The sequence below is a fragment of the Streptomyces sp. Je 1-4 4N24 genome (assembly GCF_026239515.1).
GTDB lineage: Bacteria > Actinomycetota > Actinomycetes > Streptomycetales > Streptomycetaceae > Streptomyces > Streptomyces nigrescens.
Map to the genome: position 1 here is coordinate 6,854,675 of NZ_CP110836.1, position 16,442 is coordinate 6,871,116.

11 protein-coding genes are annotated in these 16,442 nt (G+C 73.0%); 7 read left to right on the forward strand and 4 right to left on the reverse strand.

What is annotated here, in order from left to right:
• Position 1: 1 nt before the first annotated feature.
• The gene (hrpB, locus tag SLV14N_RS29885; protein WP_208685117.1) at positions 2-2,632 is read right to left on the reverse strand and encodes an ATP-dependent helicase HrpB; all 2,631 of its coding nucleotides are present in this window, start codon (positions 2,630-2,632) and stop codon (positions 2-4) included.
• A gap of 82 nt (positions 2,633-2,714) precedes the next feature.
• A complete protein-coding gene (locus SLV14N_RS29890) occupies positions 2,715-3,536 on the reverse strand; it encodes a class I SAM-dependent methyltransferase (RefSeq protein ID WP_208685119.1) in 822 nt (273 codons plus the stop codon).
• Between the two features lie 377 nt (positions 3,537-3,913).
• Between SLV14N_RS29890 and rpsA the strand changes: the two genes are divergently transcribed.
• From rpsA to SLV14N_RS29915, 5 genes are all read left to right on the forward strand, one after another.
• Positions 3,914-5,434 (forward strand): 30S ribosomal protein S1, encoded by a 1,521-nt coding sequence (rpsA, locus tag SLV14N_RS29895; protein ID WP_018090357.1) that lies wholly within the window; start codon positions 3,914-3,916, stop codon positions 5,432-5,434.
• A gap of 634 nt (positions 5,435-6,068) precedes the next feature.
• The gene (locus SLV14N_RS29900; protein ID WP_208685121.1) at positions 6,069-7,019 is read left to right on the forward strand and encodes a PAC2 family protein; all 951 of its coding nucleotides are present in this window, start codon (positions 6,069-6,071) and stop codon (positions 7,017-7,019) included.
• Between the two features lie 128 nt (positions 7,020-7,147).
• Complete coding sequence (coaE, locus tag SLV14N_RS29905) at positions 7,148-7,738, forward strand: dephospho-CoA kinase (RefSeq protein WP_208685123.1); 591 nt, start codon at positions 7,148-7,150, stop codon at positions 7,736-7,738.
• A gap of 23 nt (positions 7,739-7,761) precedes the next feature.
• Positions 7,762-8,226 (forward strand): cupin domain-containing protein, encoded by a 465-nt coding sequence (locus SLV14N_RS29910; protein WP_259670559.1) that lies wholly within the window; start codon positions 7,762-7,764, stop codon positions 8,224-8,226.
• Between the two features lie 558 nt (positions 8,227-8,784).
• On the forward strand, positions 8,785-9,210 hold the full coding sequence (locus tag SLV14N_RS29915) for a tetratricopeptide repeat protein (RefSeq protein WP_208685125.1): 426 nt from the start codon (positions 8,785-8,787) through the stop codon (positions 9,208-9,210).
• 437 nt (positions 9,211-9,647) lie between these two features.
• Here SLV14N_RS29915 and SLV14N_RS29920 read toward each other — a convergent pair whose 3' ends face one another.
• Together SLV14N_RS29920 and SLV14N_RS29925 are read right to left on the reverse strand one after the other, a co-directional pair.
• Positions 9,648-9,965 carry a DUF6343 family protein gene (locus SLV14N_RS29920; protein ID WP_208685127.1) on the reverse strand — a complete coding sequence of 106 codons (318 nt, stop codon included), beginning with the start codon at positions 9,963-9,965 and terminating at the stop codon, positions 9,648-9,650.
• 46 nt (positions 9,966-10,011) lie between these two features.
• Positions 10,012-11,556 carry a UvrD-helicase domain-containing protein gene (locus SLV14N_RS29925; protein WP_263271787.1) on the reverse strand — a complete coding sequence of 515 codons (1,545 nt, stop codon included), beginning with the start codon at positions 11,554-11,556 and terminating at the stop codon, positions 10,012-10,014.
• Positions 11,557-12,116: 560 nt separating this feature from the next.
• Between SLV14N_RS29925 and SLV14N_RS29930 the strand changes: the two genes are divergently transcribed.
• Positions 12,117-14,993: a DEAD/DEAH box helicase gene (locus SLV14N_RS29930; RefSeq protein ID WP_263273325.1), complete on the forward strand. Its 2,877-nt coding sequence runs from the start codon at positions 12,117-12,119 to the stop codon at positions 14,991-14,993.
• A complete protein-coding gene (locus SLV14N_RS29935; protein WP_263271788.1) occupies positions 14,990-16,432 on the forward strand; it encodes an SWIM zinc finger family protein in 1,443 nt (480 codons plus the stop codon). Before SLV14N_RS29930 ends, SLV14N_RS29935 begins: the two co-directional genes overlap by 4 nt.
• Positions 16,433-16,442 lie beyond the last annotated feature (10 nt).

Consider the following 16,442-nt stretch of genomic DNA (forward strand, 5'->3'; position numbering starts at 1 on the left):
TTCAGCCCCGCTTGAGCCGCGCCGAGGTGTGCCGGGTCGGCTCCGCCGCCGAAGGATCCTCCGGCCAGGGATGCTTCGGGTAGCGGCCGCGCAACTCCGCGCGTACGGCCCGGTATCCGTCCCGCCAGAACGAGGCGAGATCGGCCGTGACGGCGGCCGGGCGCCCCGCGGGGGAGAGCAGATGCACCAGCACCGGCACCCGCCCGCCGGCCACCCGGGGCGACTCCTGCCAGCCGAACAACTCCTGCAGTTTGACCGCCAGCACCGGCTGCGCACCGCCGTAATCCACCCGCACCCGTGAACCGCTCGGCACCTCGATACGCTCCGGCGCCAGCTCATCGAAGCGGGCCGCCTCGCCCGTCGCCCACGGCAGCAGCCGGGCCAGCGCCTGCCCCGCATCGACCCGCTCCAGATCGGCCCGCCGCCGCGCCCGTCCGAGCTCCACCCCCAGCCACTCCTCGACGCACTCCAGCAGCGCCGCATCCGAGACATCGGGCCAGGGCGCGCCCAGCTCCCGGTGCACGAACGCCATCCGCTGCCGCAACGACACCGCGGCAGTCGGCCACCGCAGCAGCCCGAGCCCCTCCCGCCGCAGGCCCGACACCACCGCCTCCCGCAGCAGCCCCGGGTCCGGGGCGGTCAGCGGCCGGGCCGCGAGCTCGATCGCCCCCAGCCGGGTCACCCGCCGGGCCACCACGTCCCCCTCCGACCAGCCGACCTCCTCACCCGACGCGTACAACGCCGGCGCCGCCGCACACGCCGTCTCCTCGTCGATCACCGCCGCGAGCCGCACCCGCGCCGACGCGGCCGCCACCGGCCGGTCCGCCACCGCGACCGCCAGCCACTCCGCATCCCGCAGCCCCGAACCGTCCCCCGGCCCCGAAGCGCCCGGTCGGTGCCCCCCTCCTGCCTGCGCCCCCGCCAGCTCGGCCCCGGTGCCGGACGCCATCAGGTAACTGCCCTTACGGCGGGCCCGGGCCACCCGCTCCGGGAACGCCAGCGCGGCAACGAGACCGGCCACGGCATCGTCGGTGAGCGGTGCGCCCGCGGAACGCCCGCCGTCGCCGCCCGCACCCGAACCGCCCCGCGGCTCCCCGGCCGCCGACGCCAGCCGCCGCGCCTCCTGCCGCCACCTGGCTCCGTACGCATCGCCGCCCCGCCGAGCGGTGCGCCACGCCGCCGCCAGATCGTCCCCGTAGGCCCGCGGCGGCTCCTCGCTCAGCAGGGCGACCACCTCCGCCGCGCGCCGCACACCGGCCTCGGGCGCCCCGTCCAGCAGGGCACGCGCCAACCGCGGATGCAGCCCGAGCCGCGCCATGCGCACGCCCCGTTCCGTCGCCCGGCCGGCCCCGTCCACCGCACCGATAGCCGTCAGCACCTCCCGCGCCGCGGCCAGCGCCCCGGCCGGCGGCGCGTCGAGCAGCGCGAGACCGTCGGCCGCCGGATCGCCCCAGCAGGCCGCCTGCAGGGCGAACGCCGTCAGATCGGCGACCTTGATCTCCGGATCGGGGAAGGCCGGCAGCCGCCCGTCCTCACCCTCCGACCAGCAGCGGTACACCGCACCCGGTGCCTCGCGCCCCGCCCGGCCGGCCCGCTGCCGGGCCGCCGCACGGGAGGCCCGCACCGTGGTGAGCGCACTGAGCCCGCGCGCATGATCCGTCCGCGGCACCCGCGCCAGCCCGCTGTCCACCACCACCCGCACGCCCGGCACGGTCAGGCTGGACTCCGCCACCGACGTCGCCAGCACCACTCTCCGTACGCCGTTCCCGCCCGCCAGTACGGCGTCCTGCACCTCGGCCGGCGCCCGCCCGTGCACCTGCAGCACCTCGGCGTCCACCCCGGCCAGCTCCCCGGCGACCCGCCCGATCTCCCCGACTCCGGGAAGGAAACACAGCACATCGCCCGTCCGCTCGCGCAGCGCCCGGCGCACCACCCCCGCCACATGCGTCAGCAGCGCCGGATCCACCCGCGTCCCGTGCGCCGGCCGCACCGGCCGCTCCGGCGGCGCCCACACCACTTCCACGGGATGCGACACGCCCGCCGCCTCGACCACCGGCGCGGCACCCTGCGCACCGCCCAGCAGCCGCGCCCAGCCCTCCGCGTCCGTCGTGGCGGACGCCGCCACCAGCCGCAGCTCGGGCCGCAGCGTCTCCCGTACGTCCAGGAGGAACGCCGCGGAGGTATCGGCGTCGAGATGCCGCTCATGGCACTCGTCGAGCACCACCACATCGACCCCGGCCAGCTCAGGATCGCGCTGCAGCCGCTGCAGCAGCACTCCGGTGGTCACCACTTCCACGGTGGTACGCGGCCCGGCCCGGCGCTCACCCCGCACCGTGAATCCCACCGGCCCCCATCCCTGCGCCGGGGCCGCCCCCGTGCCGACCTCCTCGCCCAGCAGCCAGGCCATCCGCCGCGCGGCCGCACGGGCCGCCATCCGGCGCGGCTCGGCGACCAGCACCCGCCGCACCGGCCCCGCGCCGGTCAGGCCCGCCAGATCCAGCGGCACCGACGTCGTCTTGCCGGTACCCGGCGGAGCACACAGCACCGCGCTGCCGGGCCCGTCGAGGGCGGCGCGCAGCGCGGGCAGCGCGGTACGGACGGGCAGCTGGTCGAGGGCGTCACGGCGGATCACGCCCCCAGTCTGCCGCCCCGGCCCCGTACCCCGGCCCGCTGCCCCGGGCTGCACCGCGGGGTGCGCCCGACCCGGCAGGCCCTTACGCCTCCGCCGTGCACACGAAGATCGCCGTCCCCGGGATCAGATGCCCGCGCAGGGGGGACCAGCCGCCCCACTCCTGGGTGTTCCACCCGGGCCACTCCGGTTCGACGAGATCCTCCAGCCGGAACCCGGCGGCCACCACGTCCCGCACCCGGTCACCCAGCGTCCGGTGGTGCTCGACATATACGGCCCGGCCGGACTCGTCCTGCTCCACATACGGCGTGCGGTCGAAATAGGAGGCCGACACCGACAGCCCCTCGGGCCCCGGCTCGTCGGGGAAGGCCCACCGGAGGGGATGGGAGACGGAGAAGACGAACCGGCCCCCAGGCCGCAGCACCCGGCGCACCTCACGCAGCACCCGCACCGGATCGGCGACGAACGGCAGCGCCCCATAGGCGGAGCAGGCGAGGTCGAAGCTGTGGTCGCGGAACGGCAGCGCCCCGGCGTCCGCCTCCACCAGCTCGGTTGCATCGTCCGCCGACCCGCCGGCGATCCGCAGCGCGTGCTGCAGCTGCCGGTGGGAGAGGTCCAGCGCCACCGGGAGCGCGCCCTGGGCCGCCAGCCAGCGGGAACACTGTGCCGCGCCGGCCCCGATCTCCAGAATCCGCCGCCCCTTCAGCTCGGCGGCCGGCCCGAGCAGCGCGGCCTCCGCCTCGTCCAGCCCCTCGGGGCCCCAGATGAACCGGTCGTCCCCCAGGAACGCGCCGTGCTCGCTCTGGTACTCGTCGGCGTTGCGGTCCCACCACCCACGGCTGGCCCGGCTGCTTTCGGTGTCCGAGGCCTCACGGCGGGTCGCCTCGGGCTCGTGGTCTTGGTTCATGCCGCCCGTCGTCGTAGTCTTTGCTCTGCTTGTCGCTGCAGGGACTGTGAGGCCGTTCGACCTCGCGGAACATCGCGTGTGCCGGTTATGGGGCGTTCTGCCCCGGGTGTGCGCGTTCGCGCATTGACCGGGTCCGGCTGCCCCCGTATGCTACAAGTTGCGCTGCGGGCTTGCGCGCCTCAGACGGAGCAGGCCGCGCTCGCATCTGTATGTATGTCCCCTCGGTTTTGAGGCGTTTCGGGTCGTTCCGGATGCTCTGCATTTGCGGGCTTCCCCAAGATTCGCCTTTCACACTGTCCGGCTTATGCAGAGGCGATACGGGCTCTCGGCGTAGCAGTACCTACGACTTCAATGTCCGTACCGGAGCCCTTTCCCACATGACGAGCAGCACCGAGACCACCGCCACCACCCCGCAGGTTGCGGTCAACGACATCGGTAACGAGGAAGCTTTCCTCGCCGCGATCGACGAGACGATCAAGTACTTCAACGACGGCGACATCGTCGACGGCGTCATCGTGAAGGTCGACCGGGACGAGGTCCTGCTCGACATCGGTTACAAGACCGAAGGCGTCATCCCGAGCCGCGAGCTCTCGATCAAGCACGACGTCGACCCCAATGAGGTCGTTGCCGTCGGTGACGAGATCGAGGCCCTGGTCCTCCAGAAGGAGGACAAGGAAGGCCGCCTGATCCTCTCGAAGAAGCGTGCCCAGTACGAGCGCGCCTGGGGCACCATCGAGAAGATCAAGGAAGAGGACGGGATCGTCACCGGTACCGTCATCGAGGTCGTCAAGGGTGGTCTCATCCTCGACATCGGCCTCCGTGGCTTCCTCCCGGCCTCCCTGGTCGAGATGCGCCGCGTCCGCGACCTTCAGCCCTACGTGGGCAAGGAGCTCGAGGCCAAGATCATCGAGCTGGACAAGAACCGCAACAACGTGGTCCTGTCCCGCCGTGCCTGGCTGGAGCAGACCCAGAGCGAGGTTCGCCAGACCTTCCTCACCACCCTCCAGAAGGGCCAGGTGCGCTCCGGCGTCGTCTCCTCCATCGTCAACTTCGGTGCCTTCGTGGACCTGGGCGGCGTCGACGGTCTCGTCCACGTCTCCGAGCTGTCCTGGAAGCACATCGACCACCCGTCCGAGGTCGTCGAGGTCGGCCAGGAGGTCACGGTCGAGGTCCTGGACGTCGACATGGACCGCGAGCGCGTGTCCCTGTCGCTCAAGGCGACCCAGGAAGACCCGTGGCAGCAGTTCGCCCGGACCCACCAGATCGGTCAGGTCGTCCCGGGTAAGGTCACCAAGCTCGTTCCCTTCGGTGCGTTCGTGCGCGTCGACGAGGGCATCGAGGGCCTGGTCCACATCTCCGAGCTGGCCGAGCGCCACGTGGAGATCCCGGAGCAGGTCGTCCAGGTCAACGACGAGATCTTCGTCAAGGTCATCGACATCGACCTCGAGCGTCGTCGCATCAGCCTCTCGCTGAAGCAGGCCAACGAGTCCTTCGGTGCCGACCCGTCGGCGGTCGAGTTCGACCCGACCCTGTACGGCATGGCCGCGTCCTACGACGACCAGGGCAACTACATCTACCCCGAGGGCTTCGACCCGGAGACCAACGACTGGCTCGAGGGCTACGAGGCCCAGCGCGAGGCGTGGGAGAACCAGTACGCCGAGGCGCAGCAGCGCTTCGAGCAGCACCAGGCTCAGGTCATCAAGTCCCGCGAGGCCGACGAGCAGGCTGCGGCCGAGGGTGCTGCGGCACCGGCGGCGCAGGGTGGCGGCCAGGCCGGCGGCGGCAACGCCGGTGGCGGCGGCTCGTACTCCTCGGAGTCGGCGGACAACTCCGGCGCCCTGGCGTCGGACGAGGCGCTCGCCGCGCTCCGCGAGAAGCTGGCCGGCGGCCAGAGCTGAGCTCTCGCCGATAGGCACTAGCCGATAGGCGAAGGCCCGTTCCCCCAAGGGGGAGCGGGCCTTCGTCGTGTTCGGGGGCAGGGTACCGGACGGCCGGGGCATCGGGGTGTGCGGCGCCTCGGGGGCGGCCTGCGTGCCTGGGGCGGCGGCGACGCGGTTGGGCTGGCTCGTGGCCGCGTGGCGTCCCGGCTTGGTGGCGGCGAGTGCCGGGGATGGGCGGCCGCCGCTGGAGTGCGTGACGGCTTGGGGGTTGGGGGTTGGGGGCTGAGGGGGAACGCGGCTTCTTTGCAGGGGATTTCGGAGTTGCTGCCGCTGGATGTGGGGGAGGGGTGAGCCCGGGTCAGGGCGGTCGGCAGATCGAGGCGGCGGTGCTCGTCGTGGGCGAAGGCTCTTGGGGCTCCCGTGGGGATGCGGCGTCGGGGGGATGCGGCATGGCGGACTCGGTCATGTGGGCCGGATGCGGCCGGTTTCGGACGGGCGGGGCGGGGTTCGGTGTGTGGGACCGGTGCGGTGGGGGACTGGCTCTGGTGTGGGGCTGGGCGGTGTGCACGGGAGGGCGGGTCATCTCCGTGGTCGGGAATGACTGCGCCGGGTCGTGTGTTGCCGCTCATGAGAACGAGGAGGAGCAGTCACTGTGTTGGATCCCCAGGGTTTGTACGAATGGGAGCCGAGCGGGCTCGCGGAGGTCGAGGCGCTTGCCTCCAGGGACTCCGCCGGACTGGTGCTGCTGTACCACTTCGACGGGTACATCGACGCCGGCGAGACCGGCGACCAGATCGTGGAACGGCTGCTGGACGGCCTGCCGAACGAGGTCGTGGCCCGCTTCGACCACGACCGCCTCGTCGACTACCGCGCCCGCCGCCCCCTGCTCACCTTCGAGCGCAGCCGCTGGACCGCCTACGAGACCCCGAGCATCGAGCTGCGGCTCGTACGGGACACCACCGATGCGCCGTTCCTGCTGCTGTCCGGACCCGAACCGGACGTCGAGTGGGAGCGCTTCGCGGGCGCCGTGAAGGAGATCGTGGAGCGGCTCGGCGTGCGCCTCTCGGTGAACTTCCACGGCATCCCCATGGGCGTCCCGCACACCCGCCCCGTAGGCATCACCCCGCACGGCAACCGCACCGATCTGATGCCCGGCCACGGCGGCTTCTTCGATCAGGCGCAGGTGCCCGGCAGTGCGGAAGCGCTGATCGAATTCCGGCTGGCGGAGGCGGGACACGATGTCCTGGGGGTGGCGGCGCACGTACCGCACTACATCGCCCGGTCCGCGTACCCGGACGCCGCCCTGACCGCTCTGGAGGCCGTGACGGCCGCGACCGGTCTGGTGCTTCCGGGCGCCGCGCATTCGCTGCGTACGGAGGCGCTGCGGACGCAGGAGGAGATCGAGCGGCAGATCTCGGAGGGGGACGAGGAGCTGGTCGCGCTGGTCAGCGGGCTGGAGCATCAGTACGACGCGGTGGCCGGGGCGGAGAGCCGGGGCAATCTGGTGGCCGAGCCGGTGGAACTGCCGTCGGCCGACGAGATCGGCAGGGACTTCGAGCGCTTCCTGGCAGAGCGGGAGGGCGAGGGCGGCGCGGGCGGGTGACGGCCGCGCGGGCGGGCGACGGCGGCGTGGGCGGGTGAACGGCGGCGCGGGCGCGCGACGGGGGTGCGGGCGGAGCCTGAACCGGCCAGAGCCTCCTGCCGTCCGGGCGCAGCGTATAGCGTGGGCCCATGGTGAAGGTGGGGCTGACCGGCGGAATCGGCGCGGGCAAGAGCGAGGTTTCGCGTTTGCTGGCGTCGTACGGCGCGGTGATCGTGGACGCGGACAAGATCGCACGCGAGGTCGTCGAGCCGGGTACGCCCGGACTGGCGGCAGTGGCCCAGGAGTTCGGCGACGACGTACTCGCGCCGGACGGCACGCTGGACCGGCCGAAGCTGGGCGGGATCGTGTTCTCCGACCCGGAGAGGCTCAAGGCGCTGAACGCGATCGTGCATCCGCTGGTCGGGGCACGGTCGGCCGAACTCGAAGCATCGGCAGGCCCGGACGCGGTGGTGGTGCACGACGTCCCGCTGCTGACGGAGAACGGGCTGGCACCGCTGTACGACCTGGTGGTGGTCGTCGATGCCGCACCCCAGACCCAGCTGGACCGCTTGGTACGGCTGCGCGGCATGACGGAGGACGAGGCGAAGTCCCGGATGGCGGCCCAGGCGACCCGCGAACAGCGGCTGGCGATCGCGGATCTGGTCATCGACAACGACGGACCGCTGGAGGCGCTGGAACCCCAGGTCCGCGCAGTATGGGAGCGGCTGCGGACCGCCTGAGGCCGGACGATACCCTCGCCGCCATGACTGCTGCTGCTTCCGGCGTTGACGCCAACACCCCTGACATCGAGCCCGCCCTCGCCGCGGAGTCCGGCTCCACCTCCGCCGCCGATTCCCCCTCCGCCGGGGACGCGGCGCCGGCCTCGTTCGTGGTCAACATCCCCGGTATCGCGGACGACGATCTGGAGCCGGAACCCCTGGACCCCTCCCAGATCGTCTCCGGCGAACCAGTGGTGACGGGCAAGGTGCTGTGGGAGGCCCCCGCCGGCCAACAGATCCGGGGAATCTGGCAGATCACTCCGGGGGTGGTGACGGACACCGAGGCCAATGAGCTGTTCGTGGTCGTCAGCGGACGCGCCACCATCGAGGTCGAGGGCGGCCCGGTGCTGGAGGTCGGCCCCGGCGACGCCTGTGTCCTTCGCGAGGGCGACCGCACGCGGTGGACCGTCCACGAGACGCTGCGCAAGGCGTACCACATCAGCCTGTAGCGGGCGGGGGGTGAGGCAACCTGCCTCTGGGGCCCCTCCCCGCCCCTCCCTCCTCCCTCCCCGCCCCTCCCGCCCCCCGCCTCCTCCACTACCGTCCCTCCCGCCCCCGCCCCCCCCGCCGCCACCACCGCCTCCCCGTGCCTGCACCATCCCTCTGGTCTGTTCCCTGACGTATCCCGTCGCCTTCTCCTGGCACGCCGTGGCGCCACGCGTCGCGCTGCCACAGCGCTGGCAGCGGAGGAGGTGCTGGTGCGGCCGCCGCCCCCGCCGTGTACGCCGGCTCCCGGGCCGCGTCCCCGAAGAAGCCGCCGGACGGCTCGTACGGCACCACGGGCCCGCAGTACGACGGTTTCGTCCCCCGGTGTCCCCTCTGGCACGTGGTGAGAGCCGCAGGTGAGAGTCTCACGAGGGCGCGCCGGTAGGGCCGGTTGAGGCTGTGCCGGCGGGGGAATGCCGGGACCGATGGGATTGTTGTGCCGCAGGCAACGCCGTACGGTCCGCAGCTGATGGATGTCCCGAGCTGATGGATGTCCCGACGGCGACGGAGAGGAGAAGGTCGTGCCCGAGAGCAGCCCCGAGACGCATGTCATCGACTTCCGCGCCGCGGAGCAGCTGTTGGCGGCCCGCGACCCGCGTGGTGCGATCCGGCTGCTGGACTCGGTCATCACAGCGCACCCGGAGAACACCGCGGCCCGACTGTTGCGCGCCCGTGCCTTCTTTCTCGCCGCTCAACTGCGTCCTGCGGAACTTGAGTTCCAGATCGTGCTGGAACGGGAACCGGACAACGCCTTCGCGCATTTCGCGCTCGGCCGCACCTTGGAACGCGCCGGCCGGTCCGAGGAGGCGCTGCGCCACTTCCGACTTGCCGCGGCTCTCGAGCCGAGCCCGGAGTTCATCGAAGCCGCCCGCTTCGCACGTGACACCGCCGATGGTGACGGCGACGGCGAACGTGACCCCGGCCCCCCGAACCGCGATCCGGAGTAGCCGCGCCGCGGCCGTTCCGGGTGAATGTCCCTCCCTTCAGTGTGCGTTGTGCACACCACCGGGGGCATGACGCCAAGCGCCGCAGTGGCTAGGCCCGTGCCGCCTTCCCGAGACGGCCCGTGTCCAATGTGCGTCCCCGCGTCCCTGGAAGTGGCGACCTGGCAGCCTCGATTCCGCCCGCGGAAGCGGTGACGCGGCAGTCCCGCTTCGGCCCTACGCCCCGGGAATCGGCGACCGGCAGCCCCGATCCCGCGCCACCCGCCTCCCTGCTGGGAGCGTGACCAGCCAACGACGGCGTGGGTATGGGCGCCCGGCTGGCCCTGCCCTGGCGTGTGGTCGAGTGGAATCCTTCCGGGCCCCTCGCCTCGCTCCGAGCCCGACCGAGCGTCATCAGGCCGATACGCGGTACGAGCCACCCGGCCCGCTACGCCGCAGCCCTATGGCCTGGTGTCCCGTCTCCGGCCGCCCGTGCCGTTGCGTATGCCGAACGCGTCGTTCCGGCCTCGGTCAGGGGCGTAGGGGGGTATGTCCTTGCCCGGCTGGTAGTGCGGTCCCTGGCGGATGTGGCGGATCACCATGACCAGGTCCGTGGCCGCCACCATCGCCAGTGCGGCACACGCGGCAGCCCATTCCGGCCTGCCGGCATCGACGAAAGCCACGGCTCCGGCGATCGTGCACAGCACCCCCCACAGCGCCAGCCCGCAGCGGATTTTCAGCGGGCTGCGTGCCTGAAGGGGCTCATTTCCTGTACGCATCGGAACCCATCTCCCACCTCCAGGATCCTCCCGATCGAACAGCCAGTCACCTGTCCCTGGCACCTCTTTCCACACCTTTGACCCCTTCCTCCACGGGTTTCTGCGCGAGGGTGCGTGGGTCGCCGGCGGGGTGGCTGTTGATCCATGAGAGCCCGCCGAGGTCGAGCAGTGACCGGGCGCGGGTCACGGCGACGTAGGCCAAGCGCGCCTCGTCGAGGTCGATCGGACCGGGGACCGGGGCTCCGTCCTCGTCGCGCTCGTCGAGATCATCGGGGCCGGTGAAATCGTCCGCGATGCGCACGCGCGCCCACTCCCGGCCCTTGGCGCGATGGGCCGTGGACACCGTCACCTCGGCGGAGTCCTCGGGGGAGAGCCGGTCCAGAGCGCACAGCAAGGCCTCCGTGCCGTGCTCGTCGACGAGCTCCACCAGGGGCAGCAGGTCCCGTCCGGCCGGGTCGAATTCCGCGTACTCGCGCAGTTCTCCCCAGGTCTCGAAGAGCATCAGCTCGGGGTGGGCCGTACGGCGCCCGGACTCGAGGTCGTGTGCGGCGCGGGCAAGGGCGCTGAGCGTCCCGCCGCCGCCCGCCAGCGCGACCCGGCGGCCCGCGTCGAGCTGCCGTATCACCTCCACCATCGCCCCCACATTGGTCCGGCACAGGATCACGTCCGGCGCACGGGCCGTGCCCAACACCGTCTCCAGACCGGGCGAACCCGTGAGCCGGATCGGTGCGCCGATGATCGTGAGCCAGCGGTTGGCCTCGGCCGCGAGCGGCGGCCCGAAGCGGAACGAGCGGGAGAGGCTGAGCTGTCTGCCGTCGAAACCGGTCATGACGTCGCGTGCACCGCGCCAGCCGTAGATGGCCTGGGCGGAGTCTCCGACCAGCACCAGCTGAGCGTGGTCGCGCTGGGCCGTGAAGACCTGCTCGACCACGGGGTTGGTGTCCTGTGCCTCGTCAAGGAGCAGGAAGTCCGCCGGGATGACGGGTTCGCGCAGTGCCCACATCTTGAGGTAGTGGTCGTGCTCGAAGCGGACCACGCCGTGACCGGGGTGCTGCAGGTCGGCCCAGGCCTTGCGTGCGTAGGGGAGGGTGAGCTCGGTGAGCTGCGCCTGCAGCGGCTCGGATTCGGCTCCGCGCAGGGGCGGGACATGGTGCGGTGCGATCTCCTTGTCGGCCGACTGGCAGAAGCGGGTGACGGTGCGCAGGGCCGTGTGGGAGAGAGCCCTGTTGGTGACCTTGCGCGCGCCGAGGCGTACGGACATCTCCTCGTCGATGCCCAGGGCCGCGCCCGTGCGCCAGCCCGCCTGCCGCGGGGCGTGCATCCGCGCCTGGTAGGCCCTGCCCACGGAGGTGTAGGCGAGGGCATGGGCGGTGCCGCAGGCCACCTCGGTGGGGAAGGCCCGGGCGGCGTGGCGCGCGACCGCCTTGTTGAAGGCGAGATACCGGCCCCGCCTGCCCTGCCGCCGCGCGGTGCGGGCGAGCAGGGCGAGGGTCGTCGTCTTGCCGGTCCCGGCGCCGGCCTGGATCACGAGATGGGCGCCGGTCGGAAAGGCCTCCGTCGCGGCGGCTTGTTCGTGCGTGGGTGTGTGCATGAGAGCTCCTCACCAATGTCGACTGGACGATCACTGAGAGTGATGATGTCGCTCACCGTAGCGGATTTCGGGGTGCGGGCGAGGAGATTGTCGCGACCTGTGGATAACTCTGCCCGGTGCGCGAAAGGCGCAGGTGGGAGGCGTTGTCAGTGCTGTCTGCTTCCATCGGACTCAGGCAGCGGCGGTCGGGAGATTGTCGGTGGGCCGGGCTGTGCGGCTGCTGCGGGACGACCGGCGGCAGCAGGCGGGGGGTGTGTTCGCTCTCTCCGCCATGGCGTGGGGAGGGTATGGCGGCGGGGGCGGCGCCGAGGGCCGGGAGGGGCCGGTGATGGATTGCCCGGCGCCCTCGGAGGGAGGCGCAGACGCGGGAGAGGGGCGCAGGAGACGCAGTGGGTACGACCGTAGACTCGCAGGTCGGGGGCGTAGGAGCAGGACGGGCGCGGCAGGTTCGGCGGATGTCGGGACCGGGGCGAAACGACCAAGCGGTAGGGGATGGCATGGCAAGGCGGTGGGAGGCGGCGGCAGGGGAGACCTGGCCGTCGGACGGCCCGGCCACGGCCATGCCCGAAGGGGTGGGGGAGGGCGGCGGGGCCGGCGAGGCCGCTCTGACCGGCTGTGCCGCGGTCTTCCTGCCCGCCCGGCCGGCACGTGCCGGGAGGATCGCTTTCTGGCGCCCGGACGGCGGCCCGCTCCCGGATCTCGCCACCGGGGGAGGCGAAGGGGCGTCTGACAAGGACCGGGCCGCCGAGCCGGGACGGCTGACCGTCGCCCGACGCCATGGGAACGGCGCCCGCAGCCGTACGGTCCCAGCCCTTCTGCTCCCGATGGCCGCGGCCGTCCCCACGCTGGTCCGTGCCCGGCACGACCCGACGGCTCACCCGGCCGCCGCCTGCTGGGGCGCGGCCACCCTTCATGCGCTGCACCTCGCCGCCCGGGGCAGGCTGCTGCCCGGGCTGACCCTTGAGGACACCGACGCCTGGCGCGCAGGCCCGCTCGACCCCGAGGACATCGCGCACCTCCGGGCCATCGCCGCCGCCATGCCCGGCGACGCCTACGCCGTACCGATCCCCGGCAGCCGCCCCCTTCAGGTGACCGACCCCACCGTCCTGGTGCGGCTCTATGTGGACGCGGTCGTCGATGCGCTGCCCCGCACCCCCGCCGCCGGGATGGTCGCCGGTGCCCCGTACGCCGCGAGCGCGCCCCAACACCTTCCCGGCGCCCGGGAATGGGCCGCCGAGGTCGCGGCCGGTGTCGACGCGGGCGTACGGCTCTCCCTGCGCCTCGACCTCGCCCCGCACAAGCTCTTCGACGCGGCGGAGGAGAGCGGGGCGGGCGGTACCGAAGAGCGCAGCGCGGCGGCCGCCGTCCTCCAGGTGCACAGCCTCACCGACCCCACCCTGGTCGCCGACGCCCGCGACCTGTGGGAAGGCGAAGGCCCCGACCACTTCGGGCCGCGCTCCCGTGTCGACACCCTCCTCGCCCTGCGCCGCGCCGCCCGCATCTGGGCCCCGCTCGGCCGCCTCCTGGAGCGGCCGGTCCCCGACGTACTGCCGCTCGGCGAGGACGAGTTGTACGAACTGCTGGGGGAGGCCGCGCCACGTTTGGGTGCCGCGGGAGTGGCCGTCCACTGGCCCAAGGAGCTCGCCCGCGGCCTGACCGCGGCCGCGGTGCTGCGCCCGGCGCCGGGCTCGGCCGCGGACGGCTTCGGCTTCTTCGACACCCGTGAACTGCTGCAGTTCCGCTGGCAGATGGCGATGGACGGGGTGCCGCTGACCGAGGCGGAAATGGACGCCCTCGCCGAGGCGCACCGCCCCGTCGTCCGGCTGCGTGACCAGTGGGTCCTGGTCGACCCGGGGCTCGTCCGCAAGGCCCGTAAACGCGAGCTGGGCTATCTGGAGCCGGCCGATGCCCTCGCCGCGACGCTCAACGGCACCGCCGACGTGGACGGCGAGGAGGTCGAGGTGGTGCCCCAGGGCACCCTCGCCGCACTGCGCGGCCGCCTCACCGCCGAGGCACGCCCCCTGCCCCAGCCGCCCGGACTGAGGACAACCCTCCGTGACTACCAACTACGGGGCATGGCCTGGCTCGACACCATGACCTCCCTCGGTCTCGGCGGATGCCTCGCCGACGACATGGGCCTGGGCAAGACCATCACCGTCATCGCGCTCCACCTGCACCGGCGGCCGAGCGCACCGGTCCTCGTCGTCTGCCCGGCCTCCCTGCTGGGCAACTGGCAGCGCGAGATCGAGCGCTTCGCCCCCGGCACACCCGTACGCCGCTTCCACGGCGCCGGCCGCAGCCTCGACGGCCTGGAAGGCGGCTTCGTGCTGACGACCTACGGGACGATGCGCAGCAGCGCCGCCCAACTGGCCGGGCGGTCATGGGCCTGGGTCGTCGCCGATGAGGCCCAGCACGTGAAGAACCCGCGCTCCTCGACGGCCAAGGCACTGCGCAGCATCAAAGCCCCCGCGCGGATCGCCCTCACCGGCACGCCCGTGGAGAACAACCTCTCCGAGTTGTGGGCCCTCCTCGACTGGACGACCCCCGGGCTGCTCGGGTCCCTCAAGACGTTCCGTGCCCTGCATGCCCGTGAGGTCGAGGGCGGTGAGGACCCGGCGGCGGCCGAGCGGCTGGCCAGGCTGGTGCGCCCGTTCATCCTGCGCCGTAAGAAGTCCGACCCGGGGATCGCGCCCGAACTGCCGCCCAAGACCGAGACGGACCACCCGGTGGCACTGGGGCGCGAGCAGGCCGCGCTCTACCAGGCCGTCGTCCGTGAGACCCTCACCCGGATCGAGACCGCCGAGGGCATCGCCCGCCGCGGCCTGGTCATGAAGCTGCTCACCGCCCTCAAGCAGATCTGCAACCACCCCGCGCAGTACCTCAAGGAGGCCGCACCCGGTCTCGCCGCCCGCTCCGGGAAGCTCGAACTCCTCGACGAACTCCTGGACACCATCCTCGCCGAGGGCGGCGCCACCTTGGTCTTCACCCAGTACGTGGGGATGGCGCGGCTGCTCGAACGGCATCTGGCCACCCGCGGTATCCCGGCGCAGCTCCTGCACGGCGGCACCCCCGTCGCCGAACGGGAGAAGATGGTCGACCGCTTCCAGTCGGGGCACGCCCCGGTCTTCCTGCTGTCCCTGAAGGCGGCGGGCACCGGCCTGAATCTGACCCGCGCGGGACATGTGATCCACTACGACCGCTGGTGGAATCCGGCCGTGGAGGAGCAGGCCACCGACCGCGCCTACCGCATCGGCCAGACCCAGCCCGTCCAGGTCCACCGGCTGATCGCCGAGGGCACGGTCGAGGACAACATCGCCCAACTCCTCAGCGCCAAACGGGCGCTCGCCGACGCGGTGCTCTCCGGCGGCGAGACCGCGCTCACCGAGCTCTCCGATGCCGAACTGGCCGACCTCGTCTCCCTCAGGAGGCCCGGATGAACCCTCGCCGCACCTCCGGGCGCGTCGCCGCGGACCGGCTAGCCCGCGCGGACCGCTCCCGTACCTTCCCGCCCCTGCCGGTCCGTACCGGTGCCCGGGGGCTGTTCGCCGAATCCTGGTGGGGCAGCGCCTGGCTGGACGCACTGGAGACCACCGCCCTGGACAGCGCCCGGCTCGCTCGCGGCCGGACCTACGCCCGCGACGGCCATGTCGACACCATCAACATCACCCCGGGCCGCATCGTCGCCACCGTACGCGGCAGCAGACCACGGCCCTACAGCGCCGACATCCGCCTCCGGACCCTCAGTGACCAGGAGTGGGACGGCCTCCTGGACACCATCGCCGCGGAGCCCGACCACCTGACCGCGCTGCTGGCCAAGAAACTGCCCCGGGCGCTGGCCGACGGCGAGACACGCCTGCTCCCCGGGCCGGGCGACCTCGTCCCCCGGTGCTCGTGCCCCGACAACGGCAGGCCCTGCAAGCACGCCGCCGCACTCTGCTTCCAGGTCGCCCGCCTCCTGGACGCGGACCCGTTCGTCCTGCTGCTGATGCGCGGCCGCGGTGAACGCGAACTCCTCGACGAACTCTCCCGCCGCAACGCCGCCCTCACCGCCCGTGAAGCCCGTGTCCACCCCGTCGCCGCCACCCCGCCGCCCCTGCCCGGCCCGGGGCCCGAGGCCCGCGAGGCGACGCCAACTGCCGCCTGCGGGCCAGCCGTTGAGGTGGCCCCCGGCGAGCGTGCGGCCCCGGGGACGTCCACCGGTCACGGTGTCCTGGCCAGAGTGGCGCTCGCCGACCGCCCCCGCCCGCCGCTCCCGCCGCCGCTGCCGGCACCCCCACAGCCCGGTCGCCCGCCGGCCCTGCCGGACGGCGACGGCCTGCCCTTCGACCCCGCCGCCCTCGAATTCCTGGCGGCCGACGCCGCCGCCCGCGCCCACGCCTGCGTGTCCGCCGCCGGATCCCCGGGCCCCGGCGGCGGGCGCCCGGCCGTCCACAGCCCGTTCCCGTCGCTGCCCCCATGGGAGGACGCCATCCGACTGACGGCCACCGCCCACCCCACCGCCGGCCTGACCTCCACCACCCGGGCCCTCTACCGCGACCTCGCCGCGGCGACCGGCCGTACGACCACGGACGTGGCCCGCTCCGTCGCCGCCTGGCGGCAGGGCGGACCCGAAGGCCTCGCCCTCCTCGACACCACCTGGAACCCCCCGGCCGGCGACTTCGACCGGGCCCGCAGCGCCCTCCTCGCCGCGGACCTCCCGTCCCTGCGCCCGCGCCACAACCACCTCACCGACCCCGGCCGCGGCATCCAGCTCCGCTTCGGCCGTGACCACCGCTGGTACCCGTACGAATCCGAGCCCGGCACCGAGGACTGGTGGCCCACCGGCCCGGCCGACCCCGACCCCGTGGGCGCCCTCACCGCCCTGCTCGCGCGATGACTAACCTCAA